At 39.2% G+C, this 26,428-nt stretch carries 23 protein-coding genes; 14 read left to right on the top strand and 9 right to left on the bottom strand.

The window, feature by feature from the left end; genetic code table 11:
• The first annotated feature begins 73 nt into the window (after positions 1 to 73).
• The 3 genes from AC00Y6_RS01085 to hemL all read left to right on the top strand — a co-directional run bounded on the left by AC00Y6_RS01085 (position 74) and on the right by hemL (position 3,603).
• A complete protein-coding gene (locus tag AC00Y6_RS01085; protein WP_474488770.1) occupies positions 74 to 1,000 on the top strand; it encodes a 1-aminocyclopropane-1-carboxylate deaminase/D-cysteine desulfhydrase in 927 nt (308 codons plus the stop codon).
• Between the two features lie 194 nt (positions 1,001 to 1,194).
• Complete coding sequence (locus AC00Y6_RS01080) at positions 1,195 to 2,265, top strand: glycoside hydrolase family 73 protein (RefSeq protein WP_474488769.1); 1,071 nt, start codon at positions 1,195 to 1,197, stop codon at positions 2,263 to 2,265.
• 57 nt (positions 2,266 to 2,322) lie between these two features.
• The gene (hemL, locus tag AC00Y6_RS01075) at positions 2,323 to 3,603 is read left to right on the top strand and encodes a glutamate-1-semialdehyde 2,1-aminomutase (protein ID WP_474488768.1); all 1,281 of its coding nucleotides are present in this window, start codon (positions 2,323 to 2,325) and stop codon (positions 3,601 to 3,603) included.
• 62 nt (positions 3,604 to 3,665) lie between these two features.
• Here hemL and AC00Y6_RS01070 read toward each other — a convergent pair whose 3' ends face one another.
• Both AC00Y6_RS01070 and AC00Y6_RS01065 read right to left on the bottom strand, forming a co-directional pair.
• Entirely contained in the window at positions 3,666 to 5,129 is a 1,464-nt protein-coding gene (locus AC00Y6_RS01070; RefSeq protein ID WP_474488767.1) for a M28 family peptidase, read from the bottom strand.
• Positions 5,130 to 5,163: 34 nt separating this feature from the next.
• Positions 5,164 to 5,619 carry a DUF1569 domain-containing protein gene (locus tag AC00Y6_RS01065; protein WP_474488766.1) on the bottom strand — a complete coding sequence of 152 codons (456 nt, stop codon included), beginning with the start codon at positions 5,617 to 5,619 and terminating at the stop codon, positions 5,164 to 5,166.
• A gap of 160 nt (positions 5,620 to 5,779) precedes the next feature.
• Between AC00Y6_RS01065 and AC00Y6_RS01060 the strand changes: the two genes are divergently transcribed.
• The 3 genes from AC00Y6_RS01060 to AC00Y6_RS01050 all read left to right on the top strand — a co-directional run bounded on the left by AC00Y6_RS01060 (position 5,780) and on the right by AC00Y6_RS01050 (position 10,393).
• Complete coding sequence (locus AC00Y6_RS01060) at positions 5,780 to 7,390, top strand: CTP synthase (protein WP_474488765.1); 1,611 nt, start codon at positions 5,780 to 5,782, stop codon at positions 7,388 to 7,390.
• 231 nt (positions 7,391 to 7,621) lie between these two features.
• Positions 7,622 to 9,406 carry a membrane protein insertase YidC gene (gene yidC / locus AC00Y6_RS01055; RefSeq protein WP_474488764.1) on the top strand — a complete coding sequence of 595 codons (1,785 nt, stop codon included), beginning with the start codon at positions 7,622 to 7,624 and terminating at the stop codon, positions 9,404 to 9,406.
• 330 nt (positions 9,407 to 9,736) lie between these two features.
• On the top strand, positions 9,737 to 10,393 hold the full coding sequence (locus AC00Y6_RS01050) for a TrmH family RNA methyltransferase (protein ID WP_474488763.1): 657 nt from the start codon (positions 9,737 to 9,739) through the stop codon (positions 10,391 to 10,393).
• 7 nt (positions 10,394 to 10,400) lie between these two features.
• Here AC00Y6_RS01050 and AC00Y6_RS01045 read toward each other — a convergent pair whose 3' ends face one another.
• The 4 genes from AC00Y6_RS01045 to tsaD all read right to left on the bottom strand — a co-directional run bounded on the left by AC00Y6_RS01045 (position 10,401) and on the right by tsaD (position 13,780).
• Positions 10,401 to 10,985, bottom strand: a complete 585-nt coding sequence (locus AC00Y6_RS01045) for a DUF1572 family protein (protein WP_474488762.1) — start codon at positions 10,983 to 10,985, stop codon at positions 10,401 to 10,403.
• 45 nt (positions 10,986 to 11,030) lie between these two features.
• On the bottom strand, positions 11,031 to 11,723 hold the full coding sequence (locus AC00Y6_RS01040) for an RsmE family RNA methyltransferase (RefSeq protein WP_474488761.1): 693 nt from the start codon (positions 11,721 to 11,723) through the stop codon (positions 11,031 to 11,033).
• A gap of 66 nt (positions 11,724 to 11,789) precedes the next feature.
• Positions 11,790 to 12,680: a DUF808 family protein gene (locus tag AC00Y6_RS01035; protein ID WP_474488760.1), complete on the bottom strand. Its 891-nt coding sequence runs from the start codon at positions 12,678 to 12,680 to the stop codon at positions 11,790 to 11,792.
• An 83-nt stretch (positions 12,681 to 12,763) separates the two neighbouring features.
• On the bottom strand, positions 12,764 to 13,780 hold the full coding sequence (gene tsaD / locus AC00Y6_RS01030; protein WP_474488759.1) for a tRNA (adenosine(37)-N6)-threonylcarbamoyltransferase complex transferase subunit TsaD: 1,017 nt from the start codon (positions 13,778 to 13,780) through the stop codon (positions 12,764 to 12,766).
• Positions 13,781 to 13,785: 5 nt separating this feature from the next.
• Here tsaD and AC00Y6_RS01025 point away from each other — a divergent pair, with 5 nt between their 5' ends.
• From AC00Y6_RS01025 to AC00Y6_RS01015, 3 genes are all read left to right on the top strand, one after another.
• On the top strand, positions 13,786 to 18,447 hold the full coding sequence (locus AC00Y6_RS01025; RefSeq protein WP_474488758.1) for a translocation/assembly module TamB domain-containing protein: 4,662 nt from the start codon (positions 13,786 to 13,788) through the stop codon (positions 18,445 to 18,447).
• Between the two features lie 129 nt (positions 18,448 to 18,576).
• Positions 18,577 to 19,047, top strand: a complete 471-nt coding sequence (locus AC00Y6_RS01020; protein WP_474488757.1) for an AsnC family transcriptional regulator — start codon at positions 18,577 to 18,579, stop codon at positions 19,045 to 19,047.
• 65 nt (positions 19,048 to 19,112) lie between these two features.
• A complete protein-coding gene (locus AC00Y6_RS01015; protein WP_474488756.1) occupies positions 19,113 to 19,481 on the top strand; it encodes a hypothetical protein in 369 nt (122 codons plus the stop codon).
• A gap of 48 nt (positions 19,482 to 19,529) precedes the next feature.
• On the opposite strand, the gene AC00Y6_RS01010 is transcribed toward AC00Y6_RS01015, so the two are convergent.
• Positions 19,530 to 20,108: an acyl carrier protein phosphodiesterase gene (locus tag AC00Y6_RS01010; RefSeq protein WP_474488755.1), complete on the bottom strand. Its 579-nt coding sequence runs from the start codon at positions 20,106 to 20,108 to the stop codon at positions 19,530 to 19,532.
• Between the two features lie 185 nt (positions 20,109 to 20,293).
• On the bottom strand, positions 20,294 to 21,637 hold the full coding sequence (gene radA / locus AC00Y6_RS01005) for a DNA repair protein RadA (protein ID WP_474488754.1): 1,344 nt from the start codon (positions 21,635 to 21,637) through the stop codon (positions 20,294 to 20,296).
• Between the two features lie 150 nt (positions 21,638 to 21,787).
• On the opposite strand from radA, the gene AC00Y6_RS01000 reads away from it, so the two are divergent.
• The 3 genes from AC00Y6_RS01000 (at position 21,788) to AC00Y6_RS00990 (ending at position 23,345) form a co-directional block, all read left to right on the top strand.
• Positions 21,788 to 22,120: a PadR family transcriptional regulator gene (locus AC00Y6_RS01000; RefSeq protein ID WP_474488753.1), complete on the top strand. Its 333-nt coding sequence runs from the start codon at positions 21,788 to 21,790 to the stop codon at positions 22,118 to 22,120.
• Between the two features lie 2 nt (positions 22,121 to 22,122).
• On the top strand, positions 22,123 to 22,734 hold the full coding sequence (locus tag AC00Y6_RS00995; RefSeq protein WP_474488752.1) for an HAAS signaling domain-containing protein: 612 nt from the start codon (positions 22,123 to 22,125) through the stop codon (positions 22,732 to 22,734).
• A 110-nt stretch (positions 22,735 to 22,844) separates the two neighbouring features.
• Complete coding sequence (locus AC00Y6_RS00990; RefSeq protein WP_474488751.1) at positions 22,845 to 23,345, top strand: FKBP-type peptidyl-prolyl cis-trans isomerase; 501 nt, start codon at positions 22,845 to 22,847, stop codon at positions 23,343 to 23,345.
• A gap of 52 nt (positions 23,346 to 23,397) precedes the next feature.
• Here AC00Y6_RS00990 and AC00Y6_RS00985 read toward each other — a convergent pair whose 3' ends face one another.
• Positions 23,398 to 24,837 carry an aminoacyl-histidine dipeptidase gene (locus AC00Y6_RS00985; protein WP_474488750.1) on the bottom strand — a complete coding sequence of 480 codons (1,440 nt, stop codon included), beginning with the start codon at positions 24,835 to 24,837 and terminating at the stop codon, positions 23,398 to 23,400.
• 138 nt (positions 24,838 to 24,975) lie between these two features.
• Here AC00Y6_RS00985 and AC00Y6_RS00980 point away from each other — a divergent pair, with 138 nt between their 5' ends.
• Both AC00Y6_RS00980 and AC00Y6_RS00975 read left to right on the top strand, forming a co-directional pair.
• Positions 24,976 to 25,491 carry an FUSC family protein gene (locus tag AC00Y6_RS00980; protein ID WP_474488749.1) on the top strand — a complete coding sequence of 172 codons (516 nt, stop codon included), beginning with the start codon at positions 24,976 to 24,978 and terminating at the stop codon, positions 25,489 to 25,491.
• A 526-nt stretch (positions 25,492 to 26,017) separates the two neighbouring features.
• Positions 26,018 to 26,386 (top strand): septal ring lytic transglycosylase RlpA family protein, encoded by a 369-nt coding sequence (locus AC00Y6_RS00975; RefSeq protein ID WP_474488748.1) that lies wholly within the window; start codon positions 26,018 to 26,020, stop codon positions 26,384 to 26,386.
• Positions 26,387 to 26,428: the final 42 nt, after the last annotated feature.

The following is a 26,428-nucleotide window of genomic DNA, read 5'->3' as shown; positions in this document are numbered from 1 at the left end:
ATGATCCGTTAAAGTTTTTATAAAAAGCAGGGTCTGCGCTACAATCTCACATCTTATTTTCTATTTTTGAAGGATGCTTCAAGTTCCCAAATTTCAGGTACCTATTACAGAAATCCAGACGGCTTATGATTGCCGGATTTTTGTCAAAAGGGAGGATTTGATTCATCCCAAGATTTCAGGAAACAAGTTTTGGAAGCTGTTTTACAATGTCAACCATTACCTGGCTGCCAATTATAAGAATCCTTTAATTATAACATTTGGTGGTGCGTTTTCTAATCATATAGCCTCAGTTGCGGCCTTTGGAAAACAGTTTGATATTCCTACGATGGGTGTTATTCGCGGTGAGGAATTATCTGATAGCTGGCCGCAAAACCCAACATTGGCCGAAGCCCACAGGAACGGGATGTCATTTCTTTTCGTTACCCGAAAAAACTATGCAGATAAAGAACAGCTGACGGAGGAATTGTATTTAAAATATCCTGGCGCACTCATCATCCCGGAAGGGGGAAGCAATAGTTTAGCGGCAGACGGTATCCAACATATGGCAGGGCACTCAACAGAAGATTTTGACTATCTTTGCACCGCTGTTGGAACTGGTGGAACCATTGCCGGAATTTCCAGATATGCCCGCGATGGGCAAAAGGTCTTGGGAATCCGGTTGGTGAAGGATGATTCTTTGCCAAATTCTATATTGAGTTACGGTGCCAAAGATAATTTTGAGCTGATGGATGCCCATGAAAGCCGCTATGGTAAAATATCGGATGATAATATCCGTTTTATCAACAGGTTTTACAAGGACTATCATATTCCGCTGGATCCCATCTATACGGGCAAGATGATGCAGAAGGTTTTTGAGCTGGCAGAAAACGGTTTTTTTGCAAAAGGCTCCAAGGTGCTGGTTTTCCATACAGGAGGGTTGCAGGGGATTGCAGGGGCTAATCAGTTTTTAAAATCTAAAAACAGGAATTGGATTGATTTTGAAAACCTGATATTTGATTAAAAGTGAATATAAAACTCAAAGCCCTAGCCCCGATAGTAACGGCATCCTTTTTTGGCGAGGCGGCGGAGCCGATCGAGGCAAAAAAGATAGAGTGGATAGCGGGAGTCAGCTCCTAAAAAACAGCTTAACAAAGATTGAAGTCCTTGTTGTTAAGTAGAATGTATAATAAAGTAGTCAATTTTTAAAATATAAGAATGAAGAAACTGTTGGGGATTGGTTTTATCTGCATTCTGGGATTTGCAAAAGCGCAAACCTGGAAGACGGAAGACCAGTATATCCAAAAATTTGCACCGTATGCCGTAGAGGAAATGGAAAAGTATAAAATCCCGGCGAGTATTACGCTGGCACAAGGTTTACTAGAAACGGCAGGAGGGCAAAGCCGTCTGGCACTGGAAGGGAAAAACCATTTCGGGATCAAATGTAAGGAAGAATGGACCGGGAAAACCATGAAGCATACTGATGATGCGCCTAACGAATGCTTCCGTGTTTATGAAGATCCACGCCAATCTTACGAAGATCATTCGATCTTTTTGGCAACTAGAAAATATTACACGGGTCTTTTTAAACTGGATCCAAAAGATTACAGAGCCTGGGCTCATGGCTTGAAGAAAGCGGGTTACGCGACAAATCCTCGCTACGCTTATATTCTTATTGATAAGATTGAGAAGTACAGGTTGTATGAATTTGATAATACCAATACAGAACAGGTTTATTATGCCATTTTGAAAATGTACCCGGATCTTAACAAAGATGCCGTCTTCATGGCTAAACTAGGACAGGAGAAACAAAATGACAAAGTGCTGCCACCAACGGTTAGTGTACCTTACTCACAGGGTTCTTATGCCAAGAATCAACAAAAGGTAGAGGAGATTATCGATGCAAAAGCCAAAACGGCATTGTTAAGAAATATCTTGGTCAAAAATCATCCTAATGACGGGCTCAAATTCTTTGTGATGCCGGTTGATGCTTCGGTGAGTGAAATTTCTAAAAAGTTTGGAATTAGTGAGAAACGTCTCATCAAATATAATGAACTGACCAATGATCAGTTACATAAAAACGATATTGTGTTTCTAGAGAGCAAAAACTCCTCCGGCAATACGCCGACCTATAAGGCCGGAATTGGCGACACCATGCATGATATCGCTCAGAAATTTGGGATAAAACTGAAAAAGCTGTATTCCAAAAACCGTATGGATATGGATCATAACGACCAGCCACAAGCAGGACAGCTAATTTACTTGCAAAGTAGGAAACCAAGAAGCTAAAGCAATTTATAGTGTTAGGTTTTTAGGAATGCCAAACACACGAAATACCAATTAACAATGTTATATCAAAGAAGTTCAGCGCTTTTTGAAGAAGCGTATCAATATATCCCAGGTGGTGTTAATTCCCCGGTGCGTGCTTTTAAATCTGTCGGTGGCGTGCCTGTTTTTATGAAATCGGCCAAAGGGGCTTACCTTACCGATGAAGATGACAGAACGTATATCGATTATATCAACTCATGGGGACCTGCCATATTGGGGCATACACATCCTGAAGTTTTGGAAGCCCTGAAACTACAGGCCGAAAAAGGATTTTCCTTCGGTACACCAACCGAATTGGAAACCGAAATTGCCAAACTGATTGTAGAGAATGTCCCGAATATCGACCAGATCCGCATGGTGTCTTCCGGCACCGAAGCCTGTATGAGCGCCATCCGTTTGGCGAGAGGCTACACAGGGCGTGATAAGATTATCAAGTTTGAAGGTTGTTATCACGGTCATTCTGATTCATTTCTGATTCAGGCAGGCAGTGGGGCGGCCACATTTGGAAACCCTAATTCACCGGGCGTGACCCAAGGGACTGCCAAAGATACTCTACTGGCCGAGTACAATAATGTTGAACAAGTAGAGGATCTTTTCAAAGCCAATCCAGAGCAGATCGCTGCCATTATTGTAGAGCCTATCGCGGGCAACATGGGATGCATCCTGCCAGAAAACCAATTCCTTCAGAATTTAAGAAAAATCTGTGATGAGCATGGTGCCTTGCTGATTCTAGACGAGGTGATGACTGGTTTCCGGCTGGCATTTGGCGGTGCTCAGGAAGCATTAGGCATCAAGGCCGATTTGGTGACTTTTGGTAAAGTAATTGGTGGTGGATTGCCGGTAGGTGCTTTTGCCGGTCGCAATGAAATTATGAATTACCTCTCACCACGTGGTGATGTTTACCAAGCCGGGACCTTAAGTGGTAATCCACTGGCGATGCGCGCAGGACTTAAAACACTCCAACTTATCAGGCAGGATCCTGATTTTTATAATAAAATCAATAAAGCAGCTGAGACGCTGGATTTTGAAATGAGCAAAATACTGAGCGAAAAAGGCATCCAACACAGGATCAACCGTAAGGGTAGTATGATGTCTGTGTTTTTTAATGTCACTTCGGTGAGCAATTTTACCGAGGTTAAAAATTCTAACATCAGCCTTTTCAATAATTTTTTCCACCAATTGCTGGATCAGGGGATCTATCTGCCACCAAGCGGTTATGAAACCTGGTTTATCTCTGCCGCCATTGGCGATCAGGAAATCGATAAAACACTGGAAGCTGTCAGGAAATTTGAGTATTAACTGATATTGTTTTAACCATAAAAAACCCGCAAATTGATTAGTCATTGCGGGTTTGTTTTTATTTACCGTTCCAGTTTAAAATCTTTTAATACTGTTGGTCTTTCTTTTTCGTTGGCGACTTTCCAGGATGTTCTGTAGATCCATTCGGTCATCTTATAGAGTTTTTTAAAGTTGATATTTTCGCTCTCATCTTGTGGCGTATGGTACTGAGAATGTAAAACACTGGTGAAGAATACCGCCGGAATACCTTCTTTAACATAAGGCAGGTGATCACTTCGGAAATAGAAATATTCTGCATGGTTTGGCGAATCCCAATCTTTAAGATAGGTGAACTTGGTGCTTTCATTATTGGCTTCTTCCGCCATTTTTACAAGGTCATCGGAGTTTTTGTGTGGTGAATTCTGACCTAGTAAAGCAGCTTCGTTGTTGTCATTTCTGCCAATCATGTCACCGTTGAGTACTGCAACAATGCTTTCTTTAGGAACTTCGGGGTGTGTTGCATGCCATTTGGAACCCAACAGTCCCCGCTCTTCTGCACCATGGAAAACAAAGAGGATGCTGCGTTTGGACGGTTGTTTTTTGTAAGCCCTTGCAATGGCCAACATGGCAACACATGTGCTGGCGTTATCATCTGCACCATTGTAGATGGTATCGTTTTTTACAGGCTGCCGAATCCCATCATGATCCTGATGACCACTAATGAGTACATATTCATTTTTTAGCTTCGGGTCTGTGCCCTCTATCTTTCCTATGATGTTGACGGATGGATATTTATATGTTTCGGTTATCAGGTTGATGTTAATTTTCGGATTGTTGTCCAGCCAATTTTTATTTTCTCTTTTGATCCACAAAACAGGGATATTATTAGGTACTTTATCGCGGGTGCCTTCTATCCCATAAATACCTCTGGTCATCTGAGGCAGCACTTCTTCCCAACTTTTTTCAGCAATATCATCGGTGACAAAAATGATGGCTTTGGCACCAAGATCCTTAGCGGCTTTGTAATATTTTCTATTGATAAATCCTGGGTATCGCCTTTCAAACAGCGTCATGTCTTTTGCTATATTTTTATCTGAAGCATTGATAGCTAAAACTTTCCCATTTATATGAATAGAAGGAAGCTGTTCCGGCTGTAGGTCGCGGGCGTAGATCACCTCTGCATCAATCTTAGCATTGACAGGCTCTGCCACAAGGTAATCTTTCCACAAAGCCAGGTTTTTGTTCCCAATACTTACAGAACTTTGTGGGATAACCTGATGCCTGTACATGTCAAAAAACTGAAAAAATGTACCATCATCACCGGCAGGTTGCATGCCTGCTTCTTTGGCTTTGTTGGCCAACCACATAGATACTTTCAGCTCATTGAGTGTTCCTGCTTCGCGGCCCCAAAAGTTGTCGGCGGCCAGTTGGTACATATCTTTTTTGAGGTCAGATTCTGTAATGGCAGTTACCAAGGGCTTTTTATAGGTTTGGGCAACGGCTGTAAGGCCAAGCAGAATGAGTAAGGCGGATAGTTTGTTTTTCATAAGTATACAATGTTGTATTAATATTTGATTTTTATTACACCCCAAACTGGTTAAGGTGATGCTCCAGGTGTTTCACCATCATGTTGTTCCATTCTTTGGCCGACAGTTTTCCGAAGGTATGGCTTTCTTTGCCGTCAAAAGCAGCTTCGCCCAATTGCTGTGTTTTTTGTATAAAGCCAATCAGGCGTTTTCTTTCTTCATCAAAAAATTTTTCATTGGTAATCACAAACATGGCAGATGTGGGTAGGTTTTGACGGTAAGGGATTTCGTTTGTTACCTTGGGTTTTACAAAACGTTTCAGCAGCCATTTGCTGATAAAAGTTGGTTTTTTATGTTTGTGCTGTTCGTAGATGAGTTCGTAGGTCACGTTGCAGTGAGCCAGCATCTTATCGACGGACATGGTTCCCCATTTTGGGAAAGAGTCTTCTGTAAGGGTGTTGATTCTCTTGATAAAGTAAATGGTATCTGAATGATCAAATATATTTTTCATAAATATTTGAATATTAGTTAATTATAATAATGGTGTGACGCTGTTTTAGCGAACATGAAGTTAGAACTTTTTTGGATAACTGAATTTAAATTTTGCTTAATATTTAAGCTAAAATTGCAGGTTAAGCCCAGATACTTTAACTTTGCACAAACCTAATCTAATGAGTAAAAAAGAAACGAAATACATCTTCGTCACAGGAGGTGTTACTTCTTCACTGGGTAAAGGGATTGTCTCTGCCTCTCTGGGACTTCTTCTGAAATCGCGCGGTTTCAAAGTTACCATCCAAAAACTTGACCCTTATATCAATATTGATCCCGGAACGCTTAACCCTTACGAACACGGCGAATGTTATGTGACCGAAGATGGCGCAGAAACAGATCTGGACCTTGGGCATTATGAGAGATTCTTGGATTCTCCAACTTCACAAAACAACAATGTTACCACCGGAAAAATTTACCAAACGGTCATAGAAAAGGAGCGTAAAGGTGATTTTCTTGGGAAAACCGTGCAAGTGATTCCTCATATTACCAATGAGATCAAACGCCGCATCAAAATGCTGTCCAAAAAAGATTATGATATTATCATTACCGAAATTGGCGGAACGGTGGGCGATATCGAGTCCCTTCCTTACATAGAAAGTGTTCGCCAATTGCAATGGGAGCTGGGCAAAAACAATTCTATGGTTATTCATTTGACATTGTTACCTTATTTATCATCAAGCGGAGAACTCAAAACTAAACCTTCTCAGCATTCTGTCCGCCAATTGATGGAAAGCGGGATTCAGGCAGATGTTTTGGTTTGCAGGACCGAGCATCATATACCCAAAGCACTCAAATCAAAACTAGCGCAGTTTTGCAACGTAGGTCTGGATAACGTGATCGAATGTATCGATATGCCAACGATCTACGAAGTGCCATTAGACCTTCAAAGACAGAAGTTTGACGAAGTGGTCCTCAAAGAACTGAATTTGCCAATCGGGAAAGATTCTAATCTTAAGGACTGGAAATCTTTCCTTAAAAAATATAAAAACCCAAAGAAAAGCGTAGAAATTGCGTTGGTTGGGAAATATGTTTCGCTTCAGGATTCTTATAAATCGATTGCAGAAGCCTTTATCCATGCTGGTGCCGATCAGGAAACTGATGTTAAGCTGCGTTGGGTTTACAGCGGTGACATCGAAGAAAAAGGAACTGAGAAATTACTGAAAGATGTAGATGGGATCCTTATTGCCCCGGGTTTTGGAGACCGAGGCATCGAAGGTAAAATTCAGGCCGCGAAATATGCCAGAGAAAATAAAATCCCGCTTTTGGGCATTTGTCTCGGTATGCAGATCATGACCATTGAGTTTGCCCGCGATGTTTTGGGCTTAACAAAAGCCAATAGTGTAGAGTTTGATACTTCTACGCCGGATCCTGTGATTTCTCTAATGGAAGAGCAGAAGAATGTGGTAGAAAAAGGTGGAACCATGCGTCTTGGCGCGTGGAAATGTACACTGAAACCTGGTTCTAAACTAGCCGAAATCTACGGCGCAAAAACTATATCCGAGCGTCACCGCCACAGATACGAGTTCAATAGTGATTATAAGAAAGAATTCGAGGAAAACGGATTGGTGCCAACAGGCTTTAACCCTGAAACAGGATTGGTGGAAACTCTTGAACTGAAAGATCACCCTTTCTATATTGGAGTCCAATATCACCCCGAATATAAGAGTACCGTTGCCACACCGCATCCGCTTTTCAAAGCGTTTGTAAGCGCTGCGGTCAATAATAAGTAAATGTCTAAGTTGTAGAAAGTATAATGCACAGTCTGTTGGCAGGTTCTCCATTATACTTTTTGCATCATTCATTTTAAGTGGTAAGGCAAAAAAGTATTTCCCCACGCCATGCGTCTTAATAACAAAGTCTGAAAAATAAATCCTATTTTTGCAGACCAAAATAAAAATTTGATGTTTGAAATTTGATACTAACAGTCAACTTCAAACCTCAAAATTCAAACTTAAATATTTATGCAACAGAATAACGGATTAGATAAAAACCAGCTGATTAGTTTTGCTTTTTTGTCTATTGTTCTTATCGGTTTTATGTTTTATTTCCAAAACCGAAATGCTAAAGCCGAGCAGGAAAAACTGGCTACCGAAGCCAAAAAAACAGAGCAGACAACCCACGCAAAACCTGCAGCTGCCAATCTTAATACCGCTACAGTAACGCCCAATTCTGTACAAAAAGTTAATCTTCAGAATAACGAATTAAGCCTTGAATTTTCAAGCGTTGGCGGACAATTGAGTTCTGTTAAACTTAACAAGTTTCAGGCATTTGGTGGTAAGCCGCTTTATCTTTTCAGTAACAACAATACCAATTATGGATTTGAGTTCAAAGATAAATCAGGTAAAATTTTCAATACCAAAGATTTGGTTTTTGCGCCTCAGGTTGCTGGTAATTCAGTAACATTGAGTTCCAAAGTAGGCAATGCGGTTATCCAGTTTATCTACACCTTGAAGCCAAAATACACGTTGGATTTCCAGGTAAAAACACAAGGTCTGGCAACGGTTGTTAATGATGGCAAAGCTAATTTTGTATGGAATTATAATGTGAGAGGTGCAGAAAAAGGCCGATCTCAAGAAGAAACCCACACCGAGTTTGCTTATGCCTTCAACAATTATAAGGATTACGATTACGATGCCCGCTCTGATATGAGCGAACCCGATGAAACGCTTAACTGGATTGGTGTTAAACAGCAGTTTTTTGCTGCGGTAATAGAAGCTAAAAATGGTTTTACCAAGTCTAAAGGTTTTCAGGAAGCTATCCCGGAAGGTGAATATCTTAAAAAAATGAATTACAACGGGCAAGTAGCATTGGCCGGTAACGAGCTTAATCAGGATTTCACATGGTATTTTATGCCATTGGATCTGGATCTTCTTAAATCTTATGATAAGAATTTTGATGAGATCCTGCCATTAGGCTGGTCAGTAATTGGCTCGCTGAACCGCCATGTTTTCATCCCGATGTATAATTTGATTTCATCTTGGGGTATTGCTGCCGGTTGGGTTATCTTTTTGATGACGATTATTGTCAAATTAATTCTTTCACCGGTGATGTTCAAGCAGCACAAGCTGAGTGCCATGATGAAGGTCATCCGTCCTGAGATTGATGAGGTAAATGCGAAATTCAAAGATGCGGACCCAATGAAAAAGCAGCAGGAGACAATGGCCGTTTACAGAAAGGCTGGTGTCAACCAGATGGCCGGTTGTTTGCCGGCGCTTGTGCAGATTCCGCTCTTCTATGCACTCTTCCGTTTCTTCCCAAATATGTTGGATCTTCGTGGTAAGAGTTTCTGGTTTGTCCCGGATTTAACGGCTTACGATGACATCATTCACTGGAGTACCAATATTCCATTGTTGGGCAATCACTTGAGTGTTTTTGCATTGGCTTGTACCGTGGTTATTTTGATTTACACCATTATGACATCCGGCAACATCCAGCAGCCACAGCAGGAAGGAATGCCGAATATGAAGGTGCTGATGTACATTTTCCCAATCACATTCCTGTTTTTCCTAAACAGTTCCGCTTCGGGTCTGTCTTGGTATTATTTTGTTTCCAATGCCATTAATATTGTGATCATTTTGGTCATCAAGTACTTTATCCTCGATGAGAAAAAGATCCACGCCATGATTCAGGCCAACAAAAAGAAAGAACCTAAAAAGGAAGGAACTTTCCAAAAAAGGATGCGGGAGATGATGGAGAAAGCGCAGGAGCAACAGCGAGCGCAGGAACAGTCAAGAAAAAAGAAATAAAGATAGAGCGGTAATTTTTTACCGCTTTTTTTATTATTGGGCGTGCCCCATTTTCCTTAAAGCTGAATCCAGAGGAAAATGGGTCGGTCTACGGGCAGTCGCTGTTTTGTTTTGCCACCGCCCAACCCGCCCAAAACAAAACGAGCTACAACAAAGCCCTTCGCCCTCACGCGCTGGCGCCTCTTTCCACGTAGGTTAAAATGGTTGATAGTTATTCCATTACAATTAACTTTTGGTAAAGCGTTTGCATATTTTTAACAGATTTTTAAACCTTGGAGATTTTCAAATAAATTCCCGAAATTTGCAGCCAATCTCAAAAATCAAAACCCTTTGAACTTACAGTCTACTTACGAATACCTTCAGAAATTCTTAACCGAAGAACGCTTGCGCAAAATAGAACATTACTCACAAGAGAGTTCTGATTTTGTTTTGCCGGTGATGGAGGATATTTACCAGTTTCGCAATGCTGCGGCCATTGTGCGTTCGGTAGAAGCTTGCGGGTTTCACAAAGTGGTAGCGATGGAAAAGGAAAATTTCTTTGAGCCCAATCTCAAAGTTACCAAAGGTGCCGATACTTGGGTAGAGGTAGAGAAGATGCCAAGGAATATAGAATCTCTGCAAAATATCAAAAACAGAGGTTATAAAATTGTCGCCGTTTCAGCAGAGAATAACGCCAAAATGCTCCCTGATTACGTGATTACAGAACCATTGGCTTTGGTTTTCGGGACAGAGTGGGAGGGAACCACGGATGAGTTGCTGGATTTTGCCGATGAAACGCTGGCTATCCCAATGTATGGTTTTACAAAAAGCTTCAATGTTTCTGTAGCGGCTGCTATCTGTATGTATGAGCTGAAACAAAAGCTTCTGAAATCTAATATAGATTACAAATTATCAGAAGAAAAATTGTTGCAAATGAAAATCCGCTGGGCAAAAAATTCGATCCCAAGTGGAGATCAGATTTTGGAAAAGTATCTGAGAGAAAATTAAATGTATTTCAATTTTTATAATCGTCCCTTACTTCATTACTCTTTGCAAAACAAACTGGTGACGCATTTTCTTGGTTGGATTCAAACTTAGAATGCATTTCCTGATTAAAATCTGCGGATTTATTCCGGGCAATGGAAAGCGTTTTCCAATCTGTATTTTTAATCATTTTTCCTATATAAACAATTTGTCCTATATGGTAAGGATAGTGGGAAATTTGACGCAAAACAGCATCAAAGATCGTATGAGCTTCTCCTCTAATGTAGATTGTTGAAGTGATATTTTCATCTGTAATCTGGGCCAAAGCAGTGAAAAGACAATTCCAGCCTTTTTCCCAATAATCCAAAACTTCAGATTTAGTTTTGAAAGTATTTACAAATTCCACATCTCTATTCCGCCATTCTTTTTCACCATCTTCGGTTAAGAAATTGGTCCAGCGGGAAAGCATGTTTCCAGCCAAGTGTTTTACGATAATTGCAATAGAATTGCTTTCTTCATTGTATTGCCAGAATAGCTGTTCATCAGTAAGCTGCGCAAATGATTTGTCGCCTAACTCTTTGTAATACAGAAATCGGTTGATCAATAAGTCTTTCATTTCAAGAAGATTTATCTATCAAATGTATCAAATAATTTCTGGATGTTAAAACATTTTGTCGTAGTTCCAAGCAGCTATGAAAATCCCAGCAGTTTCAGTTCTCAAACGTTGATTTCCAAGGGAAACGGCTTTGATGCCTTTCTCTGCCAGTAAGTGGATTTCTTTATCAGAAAAGTCACCCTCGGGACCAACCAAGAAGGTGTAATTTTTATGATGTTGAATGTTATTAAGCGACGTTCTTTCCAGATTTTCGTTGCAATGTGCTACAAAGGTATTTTTCGCATCAAGATTTTGTATAAAATCAGAAAACTTAATAAGGTCATTGACTACCGGAAAATGGAATCTCAGACTTTGCTTGGATGCGCCGATGGCCTGTTTCCTGATTTTATCAATATTAATATTTTTCCGCTCGGAGTTGTCTGTTTGGATGAATGTAATCACGCCAATTCCCATTTCAACAGCTTTCTCCACAAAAAACTCGATGCGATCTATGTTTTTTGTAGGTGCAATGGCAATGTGAAGTTGAGGTGAAAAATCAGGTTTGTTTTCAGTAATTTCAAAGACTTCTAAAGATACTTTCTTTCCTTCAAAAATCAGGTTTCCCTTCGCCAGATTTCCTTTGCCATCAGTTAGGGATATTTCTTCGCCTTCACGCATGCGAAGGACTTTCGTGATATGCTGTTGCTCATCAGTATCAATGATAATTTCAGGAAAAATCTGTCCAAAGAAAAGTTTCATAATTAAAAGATAAAAACCGATCTTCCGCAAAGGTAAGAACGCTTAAGGATTTTTTTAGAATTGAATTTATTTTTTCACCGGCTTAACCAAGTTTACTACTTTTTTTACGATGGCCATCACCAAAACTGCTGCCAAGCCAAAAATAATACCCAATCCAAATTCTGCAATGGTGGAAGGTATCGCCTCCGGTATCATATGGTGGATGTAATCTATATTATGTATAAAAATACCGCCAGAGACTAGTAGTAAAGCGATGGTTCCCACCACGCCCAATATTTTGATCACTACAGGTAAAGCTTTTACCAAGAGTTGACCAAAGCCAGATAAAAAACCTTTATTGCGTGATTTTTTCATCAGGAAAAAACCGGCATCGTCCATCCTTACAATCAGTGCAACAATGCCGTAAACACCTACAGTTGCTAGAAATGCCACAATACTTACAGCAATAATTTGCTCAATCAGCGGATGCTCGTTTTCTATTACGGTACCCAGGGCGATGATAACAATTTCCAAGGAAAGGATAAAGTCTGTTTTGATGGCTGAACTGATTTTTGCTTTTTCAGACTTTTCGTCGTTATCGGGAAGAGCGCTTTCCTGCACTACTTCTTGACCTTTCTTATTTCGGTGAAAAAAGTATTCTATAATTTTTTCTACGCCCTCGTAAGCCAGATAGACACCTCCAATTACCAAAATAACCTTGATGGCAGCGGGAAAGAAAAAATTGAGCAGGAAAATAATAGGTAGAATGATTAGTTTATTGATGAAAGAACCTTTTGTAATAGCCCACAAAACGGGGATTTCCCGTGAAGACAAAAATCCGGTCGCTTTTTCTGCGTTGACGGCAAGATCATCACCCAATATGCCTGCTGTTTTTTTAGTCGCGATTTTACTTGTGACCGCAATATCGTCCATCAGCGCACCAATATCATCTAAGATTGCAAAGAACCCCGAAGCCATAACTTTTTATTTTTAAGGAACAAAAATAAGGTTTTCTGAATTTCCGTGGCTCTTATAATTGTATTAAATATCAAACTTAATATCTACAAATCATACTTCGCCGTTGCCGTTGTTCGGATGTCGGTAAACTCACCACGTTCAAACTTCAGTTTGGCTACCATGGCAATCATGGCAGCATTATCTGTGGTGTATTCAAATTTTGGGATGAAGATATTCCAGCCTAATTTTTTGTGATTGTTTTCCATCGCTTTTCTGAGACCGGAGTTGGCAGATACGCCACCGGCAATGGCCACATCGGAAATGTTTAAGTCTTTTGCCGCTTTTTCCAACTTGTCCATCAGGATTTCTATGATTGATTTTTGTACCGATGCACACAGGTCTTTAAGATTTTCTTGAATAAAATCCGGTTTTTTTTTCACTTCTTTTTGGATAAAATATAGGACCGAAGTTTTAATCCCACTAAATGAATAATCATATGCTTCCATCCTAGGTTTACTGAATTTGAACGCATCTGGGTTGCCTTCTTTAGCCAAGCGGTCAATAATTGGTCCGGCAGGATAATCGAGGTCAAAAATCTTTCCGATTTTGTCAAATGCTTCGCCGGCAGCATCGTCAATCGTTTTCCCGATAATCTCCATATCAAAATAATCCTTCACCAAAACAATCATTGTATGACCTCCGGAAACCGTTAAACAAAGAAAAGGAAATGTGGGAGGTGTAGGGTTGGCATCCTCAATAAAATGAGCCAAGATATGAGCCTGTAGGTGGTTGACTTCTATCAGCGGAACATCCAAACTCATGGCCATAGATTTGGCAAAAGACGTACCTACAAGGAGCGATCCCAAAAGTCCCGGGCCTCGTGTAAAGCCAATGGCGCCAATCTCATTTTGTTGTATATTTGCCTTTGAGAATGCTTTTTCCACAACAGGAATAATGTTTTGCTGATGTGCTCTGGAGGCCAATTCCGGCACAACGCCACCGTATTCATTATGGATCTGTTGTGTGGCAGCCACGTTAGAAAGGATCGTGTTGTCCCGTATGATGGCTGCGGAAGTATCGTCGCAAGAAGATTCTATACCTAAAATAATTGAACTGCTCATAATAGATGGCAAAGTTAGAAAATAAAAGTACAAATAACCAAGAATCAACCACTGGCCAGCCGATGGTCAAGAAGAAAAGTCCACTTATCCTGAGGCTTTTGAGTTATCTGTTTTTTGGGATTGTTGGGCTGCTTGTTTTGGTTTTGATTACAATCAATCTACCGGTTACCAAGCGTTATATTGCCAGCCAGGCAATTGATTTTCTTAACAAAGATCTCAAAATGGGTATGTCTATAGATGATATTGATGTTAATTTTTTTGGTGATGTTACCATCAAAGGGCTTAGACTGAAGGATTATAAAAATTACGAATTTGTAAAAGCCAAAGAACTCCGCGTTGGTTCGGACTGGTTTGCATTGGCCTTCAATACACGGGATATTAAGTTTAAACAGGCCACAATTATTAATCCGGTGGTGCGGGTAATTACGTATAAAGGCGACAGTATCAGTAATTTTATCCGTTATGTGGATAATTTTGATGATGGCAAACCGCGTGATCCCAAGAAGAAACCCTTTAAGATGGGGATGAAGCTTGATATTGTGGATGGCATTGCCAGCATTGTGAACGAAAATCATCCCGGTGAAGCAGGCCAATGGATGGATGCAAGAAAAGTCAACCTGAATGTTACATCGCTGAAAGTAGAAGGGCCTAATGTTTCTGCAGACATCAGAAATTTTAATTTCATTACCAAACGTTATGGTAAAGAGCATATTGTAGATACGTTTTCTACCAATTTTGAACTAACGAAAAAGCATTTGAAATTCGGTAATCTGACATTTAACACCAATTATTCGCTTTTGCAGGGTGAGGCTGTACTTAATTTGGATCCCGTTACAAAATTTGCGGATTTTGGTAACAAAGTCAACTGGGATCTGAAAATTGTGCCTGGCAGCCAGGTGAGCGGTTATGACGTCAGTTATTTTGTGCCCGATTGGGATAATTACACGCCTATCAATATTTCTGGGCAAATGACCGGACCGCTCAATAATTTTACCTTGGATAATTTTTTGGTACGGTCTCAAGAAATCAACCTCAATACCAAGAAAATGACTATTGCCAGCGTGCTGGATAAGAAGTTTTTTATTGAGAGCAAAAATCTGGCTGCAGATTTTACCTACAAAGGTCTGAAGGCTTCGCTGCCCAAATTTATATCCTCCAAAATGGGAAATTTTGCAGATGAATTTGGCAGGCTCAAATATAATGGATCTGTGCGTGTAAATCCCAAACAGGTTTTTGCGACCGGTAACCTGATCACCGGCATCGGCCAGGCCAAAATGAAGGATCTTAACCTGGTAGATTACAGCACAAAACGCCCCAAGTACAGAGGATATTTTGAGGTAAAAGATCTCAATGTTACGGCATTGACCAAGAATAAACAAGTTGGATTGATTTCTGGGAAATTCAATGTTCAGGGAGAAGGATTTGATGTTAATACGATGTATGTTAAAACTACTTCTGATGTTAATCATATCGATCTAATGGGCAAAAGCCTTACTAATGTTTCGATTGCTGGTATCCTGAACAAAAAACGATTTACGGGTACTGTTGATGCCAATGATGTCAATGCTAAAGGAAGTTTCAAGGGGTTTGTAGATTTCAGCACCAAAAGATTGCTTGCCGATTTTGAAACTAATATCAGCTATCTCAATCTCAATTATTTTGGTATTTCTGCGGGACAGACAAATGCTGTGAGTGGATTTGTAAGTGGTAAATTGGCCATGACCAGCCTCAATGATCTTAATTTGGATGCAGGCATCAAGAATCTTGTTCTCAATTCCCCTGCACAAAAATTACAAATCCCGGATTCCAAAATCAAGGCCTATTTTGATAACGGTAACAGGGTTGTATCGGTAGATGCGCCGGGTGCCGTTGTAGGTAAGGTATCTGGGCGTTTTAATTTGGAGGATATTGGTAAAATGATGACCAATAGTATCAATAAAATCATGGTGGGAAATCCACCCAAGAAAACTTATAACGGCCAAAACTTCGATTTTGATTTTGATGTCAAACAAGGTTTGGTTTCGTTTTTTGTTCCCGATCTGGATTTGGAGAATGGTGCCAAAGTATCGGGAAACTATTCCGGTGCTACTAATGACCTTACATTGAATGCCGATGCGGCGCGCATCAAATATGTACTGACCAGCAAAAAGGAACTTACCGAAGCCGAAAAGTTTCTCGCGGAAACAGATGCCACTTATCAGCCTCATCTGGAGAAAGTTAAAGATAGTGCCATGGTAGATAGCATTAGCCTGCGCGTAAATACGGCGGACCGTTCGCAGCAATTTTTAACAACAGTCAAGAGGGCACAATATGGTACACATGTATTGCAGGATCTCAAATTATCAGCATACAATGAGAATGAGCAGATTTTGCATATATCAACGGTTTTTAAACTGGGGACACCGGATGATGAGGTGGCTAAGAACATGAAGGACTATGCGGTAAATATTAATCAAACGACCAATAAATCAGGCGATTATGTTTTCCGGTTCGAACCTACAACGGTCAAATTTAATAATGTTGCTTGGAGTATCGATACCAGCCCAGAGCTTAATCATTCTATTACTTACAGAAAGAAAAATAAGGATTTTATTATAGAAAACCTCAGGATTTATTCCGATGACAGCCAGCTGCTTATCAAGGAAGCTGAGTTCCGCTCGGGAAAAGATTTTTTTGCCGATGCTGAGGTCAAGAATCTCGAAATTGCCAAACTGTTGGCTTTGGGTAATCAAGATGATGAAAACGCGATGAGCATCAAGGGGATTGCTAATGGTAGCATACAGATTCGCAAGTCGGGAAATAACTTGGAGCCGCTAGTAGATTTGGATGTAAACGATATTGTGATGAATGGCAAAGCCATGGGGAATATCGAAACCAAAATTACAAAAAGTGAGAAGCCTAATGTATTCGATGTTAATATAGAAGCCCTTTCTTCTGATCTCTTTGGTCAAAATACGCTGGATGTAAAAGGGACGATTGATAATAATCCATCCTCCCCGGTTTTAAATCTTGATGCCAAAATGAACGAATTTGACATTGCTTTTGCGCAGCAGTTTGTCAAGACGGTATTTGGTAATTTCCGTGGTAAAGCCACAGGTGATCTTAAGATTTCCGGCCCATTGAATGATATTGATTATAGCGGTGATATTGCAATGAAAGGTTTCGGGCTTAAACTTCTATTTACCGGCGTAGATTACAGTTTTGAAGATACGGTCATTAATTTATCCAAAGGGTTGGCGTTACTCAATAACATCGGAATTAAAGACGGCCGAGAGAATTCAAAAGGTAATATTTCTGGTTCCATACAGTTTGAGACATTGTCTTCGTTGGCGGTCAACCTCATTATGCATGCAGATAATTTATTGGTTCTTAACTCCACTCAGGATGATAACGACCTTTTCTGGGGTCGCGTCACAGGTCAGGGTGACCTCTATGTCAGCGGACCGGTCTCGGGATTGGAAATCTCTACTCCTAATGATGGGATTAAGGTTCTAAACAACAGCAGTTTCACCTTTAACAGCGCCTCTACGGCTAATGTGGAAGAGTTTAAAATACTGCGTTTTTTAAAACGTGATGATGAAGGCGTGGTTTCTGTGGAGAAAAAGAAAAGGTCTGGTGCCAATATGCTAATAGATTTTGATATTACAATAGATAAAGGCTCTCTGGTGAATGTTTTGGTGGGGGATGAAGTGGGGAATATATCGGTGAGAGGAGATGCTAACCATATGAAATTCCGTATGGAGCGAAGCGGTAATATCAGCATGAATGGTAGTTACATGGTAGATAATGGGACATTTGTGTCAAAGGCTATTTTGGACAGAACATTCCAGATTGCGCGTGGCAGCACCATACAATGGACGGGTAGCCCCATGTTGCCCGATCTTAATATCACCGCCAACTATACAAGAACTGTTACCAATGCCGGTGAGTATCTGGGGATGTCCCTCACGCAGCCTATTAATGTGATGCTGACGACAAAAATCACAGGGACATTAACTAAGCCCGAAATTGCATTTGGCGTTTCAGCGCCGGATGTTTCATCGCAAGTTAGAGAAACACTGGCGGATAAAATGAACAATCCAGATGAGCGCGTTATTCAGTTTGGATCTGTTTTGGTGCTAAACAACTTCAATGTGGTTAATTCCGGTGGATTGGATTTTAATCTATCAAGAACAGCGCAGAGTACAGGTTATAATATGATCTTCAAGCAGCTGGGAAGTGTACTGAATACTATTAGTAGCGCATTTCAGGTAAACTTGGATTATATCAGTGGTGATCCCAACTCCAATACGTCGGACAGAGCCAACACCAGCGTCAGTTTTGCATTGTCGCCAAGGGTTAAAATCAAAACAGGCCTTGGGGTTCCCATTTCCCGCACCGAAAATACCAATACTAATTATCTCTCCGGAGAAGGTATTATTGAGTATGACTGGAGCCGGAACAATAATGGCAGCAGACTTTTACGTGCTTACTCAAAACCATCCAATATTGGTATAGGATCTTACACAGGTGCCGGAGCCAATCAAAGTTATGGTGTGGGCGTTGTTTACAGCAGAAGTTTTAATTCATTCAGAAGATTGTTTAAAAAAAGGAATAAATCTAAATCTGACAGTGTTGCCGTTCCTGATAATAAAATAGATTCGTTAAAAAAAGAAACTAATAAATGATAATAATCATATGATATTGGCAATATTGTTAAAACATGTTAATGTTTTAATTAGTTATTTTATTTAAGTTATTTTTTTTAAATTTGCAAAAAAAATAAGTATATATTAAATAAATAATAAAGCCTAAATATGAACTATCAATTAGATGATATCGACAAAAAAATTCTGGATTTCTTAGTAGAAAATACCAGAATGCCTTTTACAGAAATTGCTAAGCAAATGGATGTTTCTGCAGGGACAATCCACGTAAGAGTGAAGAAAATGGAGGATGCAGGTATAATATTGGGATCTTCTCTTAATATCGACTATGGTAAGCTGGATTACAACTTCACCGCGTTTATCGGTATTCTGCTTACAAAATCAAACCATACTCACGAAGTTCTTAAGAAACTGGCCTTGATCCCAAATGTGGTGGAAGCGAGTGTAACTTCTGGTAAATACAATATCTTCTGTAAGATGAGAGCTATGAATACAGAGGATGCTAAAAGAATTATTTATCAAATAGATGATATACAGGATGTTATGAGGACTGAAAGTATGATTTCTATGGAAGAATATATCAGTGATAAAAACCGTTTGATCAATGCTGTTAGCATATAATTGGATTGTTTAAAATTTTCATATAAAAGAGCTTAGTATTAAGCTCTTTTTTTTATTTTTATAAAATGAATTCTGTGGATAGAAGTTTTAAAAATAACAAAGATTATTACTTGATTTTTGGATTAATTTTGTTGATATTTGGATTGAGTGTTAACACAGATTTAGCCGAGTTTTCGCAACATAAAGATATAGCCATTCCGTCAAATTTTTTCTATTATACATTGGGTGTGGATGCGCTTGTGTTGGTCAGCTGGATTTTACTAATATTATTTAGAAAAGCAGGTGTAATCCTTTTCCCGCTATTTGTTTTTATCCATTTTGCGTTGCACAATTATTTTTTAAGTACATACCTTTATTCAGATATTACGGCACTTTTTGCTTTTATTGGCTTGGGGCTTTTTGCCGTGATCCCAAGATGGAATATTATGCGGTAACCCATCTTAGAACAAAAGCTTTTGTTTGGCTTTGTTTAAAAGTAATCTTTATGAGGTCGGAGAATTAAAATTAGTCTCGCAATAGTTTACAAGGTGGGGAAAAAACGAATCAAATTGTTCTTGTAACTTATGTTTGTTTTTGAGAAAAATATCAAAAACCGGCAAGTCTTTCTCTAGGTATTTAGCCTTATTTAAAACATTCTGCATGCTGAATTGGATACCCCAATCCTGTCTATAATTAGTCAGCCAATCATCCTTTTGCATTTTCACAAGCATTTGGCGGTAATGGGTTGGAAGCCATTTTTCGTAATTCCAGAGTGTCTCGTAGATTTTTAAGGAATGGTTTTTAAGTTCCTGCTTTGTGTAAAGGTGAGCCACATAAAAATCAAATGCCACATCTACAAAGGCACCCGCATACAATCTCACCATAGGACTGAATATTTTTTTGGCTTCGGAAACAGCCGGATGGCTGTCTGTAAATGTGTCAATGGCGCGGTGAAGTTTGATGCCATCCTGGATTTCCTGAGGAAAGTCGCCACGCTCATTGTTCCGAATAAAATCCGCAATCATGTTGCCTACAAGTTGCCCGTTGGTGAAAGATAAAACAGAATGTGCGAGATAGTTCAATTATAAAGGATGTTTTGTGAATTTGCTTAATGCTAATATAGAAAACAAAGAAAAGCTAATGATATTAGAAGACATATTTTTAAAATCGGATTGATATCCCTCGTAAATATTGAATAATAAGCCTCCAACCACAATAATAGCGAATAGTATTTTTTGCCAGTTTTTCATTATAATAATTAATGCGATTAAAATAAAAGTTCAACAAAATCCTCAATCTTACTGATTTCTTCAATCTTAATCCCGAATTTTCTTTTGGGAAGTTTATTAAGGTTAGATACAAAAATCTTCTCGTAACCAAGTTTTTCAGCTTCAGTAATCCTTTGTTCTGCCTGTGCTACGGGACGGATTTCTCCGCTGAGGCCGATCTCTCCGGCAAAGCAGTAATGCTCTGGGATGGCAATATCCTCGTTGCTGGATAGGATGGATGCAATCACAGCCAGGTCCAACGCAGGATCATCAGTCTTAATACCTCCTGTAATATTAAGGAAAACGTCTTTTGCGCCCAATTGGAAACCAGCTCTCTTTTCCAAAACGGCCAAAAGCATATTCAGCCTCTTAGAATCGAATCCAGTAGAACTCCTCTGCGGTGTTCCGTAAACCGCGGTGGAAACCAATGCCTGAATCTCAAGCAGCATAGGGCGGTTACCTTCCAACGTTACAGCAATGGCGTTGCCGGAGAGTTCCTCGGATTTTTTGGTAATCAATACTTCGGATGGGTTTTTTATTTCTTTCAGACCTTGCGAAATCATCTCGTAAATCCCGATTTCTGCGGTAGAACCAAAGCGGTTTTTGTTGGCGCGCAACAGGCGGAAAAGGTGGTTTCTGTCACCGTCAAAATTGAGGACCACATCTACCATATGTTCCAAAACTTTTGGGCCGGCAATTTGCCCGTCTTTGGTTATGTGCCCTACCAGAAAAACAGGAATATTGTTCTCTTTGGCAAACTTAATAATCTCGTTAGAACATTCCCGGATTTGCGAAACGGTTCCCGGAGAACTCTCTATCAGCTGGGATTGTAAAGTCTGGATAGAGTCGATAATGATAAAATCCGGCATTAGCTTTTTGGCTTCGTGAAGGATTTTTTCCACGGATGTTTCGGTAAAAAGAAAACATTCCGGGTTTTTGAGATCGGCCAGCCGGTCGGCTCTCATTTTGATTTGCGAAGCACTCTCTTCCCCGGAGACGTACAGGATTTTCCTCTTCATTTTCAGAGCCAATTGGAGTAGAAGTGTAGATTTCCCAATGCCCGGTTCGCCACCAATCAGTGTCACAGAACCCAAGACAATCCCGCCTCCCAAAACACGGTTCAGCTCTTCGGAAGGTGTTGCAATCCGTGGTTCCTCGTTGGTTTCTACTTCGATAATGTTGATGATGTGTGATTTGGATTTTGCAACTACCGAGCGGGTTGGTTTTTCCACTACTTCTTCCACCAGTGTGTTCCATTCGCCACAGTTTTTGCACTGCCCGTGCCATTGGGAATACTGTGCACCACAGTTTTGACAGAAATATAAAGTTTTAAGTTTTGCCATTCTGCTAAGTTCCAGAAAAATTTGATAATTAAAAAATCTAATGTCAAGTTTAAGTTTTGCAATTGGCTATACGTTGGTGAGATATAGAAGAGTTTAATTTTTTAAACTATATACTTTGTTATACTATGTATTTTATTTTATATTTGCATTATGAATATTGAATTTATTGACAAATGGCAATCTCAGGTTAAAAAGGGAACTTTATCATTTATTGTTCTTCTTGTGCTTAATGAAAATGAGATCTATGGTTATGAACTTATCGAAAAAATAAAATCATTAACCAATCTTGAGATTGCAGAAGGTACGCTTTACCCATTGATGAATAGGTTAAAAACGGATAATCTTTTAGGATCAAAATGGGTGGAGCAGCAAACCGGAATTCCAAGAAAATACTACTTCTTAACCGAAATAGGTACCCAAACCCTGCAAGAAATGAAAGCCCGATGGATCGATTTACAGAATAAAATGAATAAATTAATATGACTATGGAATTCAGAAAAATACAATTTAAAAATAGCGAATCTCAAAAAATGTATGATGCTTACATTAAGCAAATACAATTGGCTATAAAAAAACTGAACAAGGAAGATCAAAATGATATTCTAATGGAACTGAATAGTCATATTTATGAAAGTATGTCTCAGACAGGTGAAGGAGATGATGAATTGAAAAACCTTATTAATACGCTGGACAGAATTGGAATTCCAGCTGAGGTTTTGAAGCCATTGATTGCGGAGAAGAAACTCAATCAGGCAACAAAAACATTTAATCCGATTCATATTGTACAAGCCTTAATTTTAAATTTTTCTCAAGGCGTTATTTATGTGGTGTTTTCTATACTATATCTATTACTGTTTTCTTTCATAATCCTAATATTTGGGAAAATTTTCTTTCCAGCTAATGTTGGTTTCTATTACAAAAAAGGTGAGATATTTCAGTATGGCGGATTTGTAAAAAATCCAGATTTACAGAATTATGAAGTTCTTGGAAATTGGTTTATTCCTGTTACATTAGTGCTAGGCATCATATTTTATTTCTTGATAACCCTATTGCTAAGACTACAAAAGTCGATTAAAAAAGGTAAAAAAGTAATATAAATGTCAATATCAAAAACGACCTGATTTTTCTCTTTCCATTTTCTGCGGTTTATTTTCAAAAGCTTATTTTTGCCGGATTACAATTTCAGAATCAATTAATCAATAATAAAATGGCATTAGAAAAAAATGATGTAGTTACGCTTAAATATGTACTGCATACCAATGACGAGTCCGGCGAAAAAGTTTTTGTAGAAGAAACGTCTGAAGATAACCCAATGACTTTCTTATACGGCGTGGGAATGATGATCCCTAAGTTTGAAGAAAGCATCCAAAACCTAAATGTTGGTGATAAAACATCATTCACAATAGAACCTGCAGAAGGTTATGGCGAGAAAAACCCGGATGCGGTAACGCAATTGCCGTTGGATATGTTCCAGGGTCAGGAGTTGCCACCAGTTGGTGCGGCTTTGCCTTTGTCTGACAATCAAGGTAATCATTTTCAGGCGATTGTTTTGGAAGTAACTCCAGAAGCTGTGATTGTAGATCTTAACCATCCAATGGCGGGAAGAAATTTACACTTTGATGTGGAACTTCTTAACACAAGACCTGCAACTGAGGAGGAATTGGCTCACGGCCACGCACACGGCGCAGATGGACATTCCGGACATTAATCTTATTAATGACAGATAAAAAAATGCTCGCAAACTGCGAGCATTTTTTGTTTTATTTCAAAGGGATATTTTTCAATATATCCTGGGTAAATGTCCAAAACTTCTGAACCGAGCTGATACTTGCCCGTTCCACCGGTGAGTGTGCACCTTTGATGGTTGGCCCAAAACTTACCATTTCCATCTCGGGATAGTTGGCGCCGATGATTCCACATTCCAAGCCAGCGTGGCAGGCTACAACCAATGGTTTCTCTCCAAAGTTTTTTTCGTAAAGTTTGGTCATAACCTGATTGATCTCTGCATCTGGCTTTGGTTTCCAGCCGGGATAAGAACCCGAAAAATCGGTTGTCAAATCATTGGCTTCAAAAGAAGATTTCAGCTGGCGGGCAACTTCCCATTTTGTAGATTCTACAGAAGAACGGGTAAGGTTCAGGATCTTGATGTTCCCGTCTGTTAACTCAACCCTTGCAACATTGTTGGAGGCTTCTACAAGACCTTCTACATCCGGACTCATTCTAAAAACACCATTGTGAGCGGCGTTAACAGCAAAAATAATTTTCCTAGAGTTATCAAAAGAAACAGCTTTTTCCTCAGCCGGTGCTTTCTCTATATTGATAACTAAATCTTTTTCCAAAGAAGCAAACTCTTCTAGAATTTCATTTTTCAACTGTTCTGCTTTTTGAAGGAAATTTACGGCATTGTCAACCGAAAAGATGCCGTGTGCTTCCCTTGGGATCGCGTTTCTAAGGCTACCTCCATCAATTGAAATCAATTGGATGTGGTTTTCTAAGCCCAAGAACAGAAAACGCCCCAGTAATTTGTTAGAGTTTCCATAACCTTTGTGGATGTCCATTCCTGAGTGGCCTCCTCTCAAACCTTTGATGTCGATTTTTATAGTTTCACCGCTTACATTTTCCACATCAAATTTTGCAGTAGCGGTAACATCTACACCGCCTGCGCAGCCAATGTCAATCTCATCATCTTCCTCGGTATCCAGATTTAGTAGGATTTGGCCTTCTAGTTGTCCGGGTTTTAAGTTCAACGCGCCGGTCATTCCGGTTTCTTCGTCAATGGTAAATAATGCCTCCAAAGCAGGGTGTTGAATATCTTTGCTCTCAAGGATAGACATAATAGTGGCAACGCCAATACCGTTATCTGCGCCCAACGTGGTTCCTTTTGCCCTTACCCAATCGCCGTCCACATACATCTGGATGCCCTGGGTTTCAAAATCAAAATCGACATCGTTGTTTTTTTGGCAAACCATATCCAGGTGGGACTGGAGCACAATAGGTTGTCTGTTTTCCATACCAGATGTAGCCGATTTTTTGATAATCACATTCCCGGTACTGTCTACCGAAGTTGGCAAGCCTAGGTTTTCTCCAAATTCTTTTATGAATTTTATAACTTTTTCCTCTTTTTTTGATGGTCTCGGAACCGAATTAAGTGCAGCAAAATTTTTCCAAATCTGCTGTGGTTCCAATTGTGAATATTCCATTTTTTAGAATTTTTTTTGAATCTGCAATTTACTAATTATGAAAATAAAAAAGGAATTTTTATGATATAAATAATATAGTGTACACCTTTTAATTACTGAATGTTTTATAATTTTGACGTTTATTTGTACAGTAAAAGGATGGAGGATTTTTTCAAACAGTTTTCAAAATTTTTAAGATGGCGGGTGTCAACTTCAGAATGGATTTATCTCGTAAAGTGCGTCATCGGCGCTGCTATCTGTTATCTGTTTTATGCCTTCATGCCGCAGTACCCTGTTTATTGGGCAATTATATCTGTAGTGATTGTTTTTTCTCCAGATAATAATAAAAAACTAGCTTATGATAGGATTAAGTCAAATTTGTTGGGTGCATCTATCGGTCTTATCCTGTTCTTTATACCTATTCCCAGTATTTTGTTGGTATGCTGTGGTGTTGCACTTACCATTCTTGTTGGGATTGCGTTGCGGCTGGACAATACACTTCGTACGGCATTGGCTGCATTGGTTATCGTACTGATTCAGGAGAATCAAGCACATGACTGGATGATTCCTATTGAGCGTGTTGTTTGCGTATGTATAGGCTGTTTTGTGGCATTAATCATTACCTTTTTGTTTTCAAAATTCCAAAGCTACGGCCAATCTTTTCTCAAACATTGATTTTCTGAACCAATTTTTCAAGGTTAACTACTCCTTTTTTGCAGTATCAAAATGCTTAATTTGTTAAAAAAAGTTGCTAAAATTTTTAATTATCACATTATCAAATAGTTAAAATATTATTAGCAGTTTAATTCTCTTGAAATTTTAATATTTTTAAAGAATAGTCTTTTAAATGAAGAAATACTAAAGTATTTTAACGATTAGGCTGTTTAAATTAAATATAATTAGCTAATATGAATTAATCATTAAATAATATATAATTTATTAAATTGTTGTTTAAATGATAATGTGTTGATTGTCAAATTAGAACGGTTAAAATTACAATCTGGTTTGACAAAAAAATTTAAGAAATTTCGATTTTAATTAACATTTTTTAACAAATTCTGTCATCGCCTTTCTGTAGGTCGATCCCAAGTTATGAAGTAGACTGATTATTGTTCAAAATGATCCGGCCGCGCAAAAACTGTATTTCAACATACATTGCCGGGTATATTTGCAGAGTCAAAACCAAAAAAAATAATTCAAAATGATGAAAAGAGTTTTTCTCGTAATCATAATGATGATTTCAACACTTGGTATTTACTCATTCAAGAGTTATGCCACAGATGCTAAAACAAGTTTTGCATCGTTCTACCACGATAAGTTTAATGGTAGAAAAACAGCGAGCGGTGAGATTTTTAATAATAATGACCTTACAGCAGCTAACAGAAATCTCCCTTTTGGAACAGAGGTGAAAATTACCAATCTGATCTCCGGGAAAAGTGTAGTTGTCAGAGTTAACGACAGAGGACCATACCATTCGGCTAGAGCCTTTGATCTTTCCAAAGCTGCATTTAAATCAATTGCTGATGCCAGAAAAGGTACCGTTGCAATTGAATACGAAATTATCGACTAGATTATCTTAGATTAAGATTTGAAGCCAATCCATGTGATTGGC

The organism is Epilithonimonas sp. (assembly GCF_056329745.1).
The sequence above is the reverse complement of the archived record's forward strand: the minus strand, read 5'-3'. Positions and strand labels throughout refer to the sequence as shown.

Bases quoted from the DNA above. Each gene is read 5' to 3' on its own strand.
- AC00Y6_RS01045 (WP_474488762.1), bottom strand. From the start codon at position 10,985: ATGAAAGACTTATTGATCAACCGATTTCTGTATTACAAAGAGTTAGGC.
- yidC (WP_474488764.1), top strand. From the start codon at position 7,622: ATGCAACAGAATAACGGATTAGATAAAAACCAGCTGATTAGTTTTGCT.
- AC00Y6_RS01065 (WP_474488766.1), bottom strand. From the start codon at position 5,619: ATGAAAAATATATTTGATCATTCAGATACCATTTACTTTATCAAGAGA.
- AC00Y6_RS01025 (WP_474488758.1), top strand. From the start codon at position 13,786: ATGGCAAAGTTAGAAAATAAAAGTACAAATAACCAAGAATCAACCACT.
- AC00Y6_RS00985 (WP_474488750.1), bottom strand. From the start codon at position 24,837: ATGGAATATTCACAATTGGAACCACAGCAGATTTGGAAAAATTTTGCT.
- AC00Y6_RS01035 (WP_474488760.1), bottom strand. From the start codon at position 12,680: ATGGCTTCGGGGTTCTTTGCAATCTTAGATGATATTGGTGCGCTGATG.
- AC00Y6_RS01015 (WP_474488756.1), top strand. From the start codon at position 19,113: ATGAATTCTGTGGATAGAAGTTTTAAAAATAACAAAGATTATTACTTG.
- AC00Y6_RS01080 (WP_474488769.1), top strand. From the start codon at position 1,195: ATGAAGAAACTGTTGGGGATTGGTTTTATCTGCATTCTGGGATTTGCA.
- AC00Y6_RS01000 (WP_474488753.1), top strand. From the start codon at position 21,788: ATGAATATTGAATTTATTGACAAATGGCAATCTCAGGTTAAAAAGGGA.
- AC00Y6_RS00990 (WP_474488751.1), top strand. From the start codon at position 22,845: ATGGCATTAGAAAAAAATGATGTAGTTACGCTTAAATATGTACTGCAT.
- hemL (WP_474488768.1), top strand. From the start codon at position 2,323: ATGTTATATCAAAGAAGTTCAGCGCTTTTTGAAGAAGCGTATCAATAT.
- AC00Y6_RS00980 (WP_474488749.1), top strand. From the start codon at position 24,976: ATGGAGGATTTTTTCAAACAGTTTTCAAAATTTTTAAGATGGCGGGTG.
- AC00Y6_RS00995 (WP_474488752.1), top strand. From the start codon at position 22,123: ATGGAATTCAGAAAAATACAATTTAAAAATAGCGAATCTCAAAAAATG.
- radA (WP_474488754.1), bottom strand. From the start codon at position 21,637: ATGGCAAAACTTAAAACTTTATATTTCTGTCAAAACTGTGGTGCACAG.
- AC00Y6_RS01085 (WP_474488770.1), top strand. From the start codon at position 74: ATGCTTCAAGTTCCCAAATTTCAGGTACCTATTACAGAAATCCAGACG.
- AC00Y6_RS01020 (WP_474488757.1), top strand. From the start codon at position 18,577: ATGAACTATCAATTAGATGATATCGACAAAAAAATTCTGGATTTCTTA.
- AC00Y6_RS00975 (WP_474488748.1), top strand. From the start codon at position 26,018: ATGATGAAAAGAGTTTTTCTCGTAATCATAATGATGATTTCAACACTT.
- tsaD (WP_474488759.1), bottom strand. From the start codon at position 13,780: ATGAGCAGTTCAATTATTTTAGGTATAGAATCTTCTTGCGACGATACT.
- AC00Y6_RS01070 (WP_474488767.1), bottom strand. From the start codon at position 5,129: ATGAAAAACAAACTATCCGCCTTACTCATTCTGCTTGGCCTTACAGCC.
- AC00Y6_RS01040 (WP_474488761.1), bottom strand. From the start codon at position 11,723: ATGAAACTTTTCTTTGGACAGATTTTTCCTGAAATTATCATTGATACT.
- AC00Y6_RS01060 (WP_474488765.1), top strand. From the start codon at position 5,780: ATGAGTAAAAAAGAAACGAAATACATCTTCGTCACAGGAGGTGTTACT.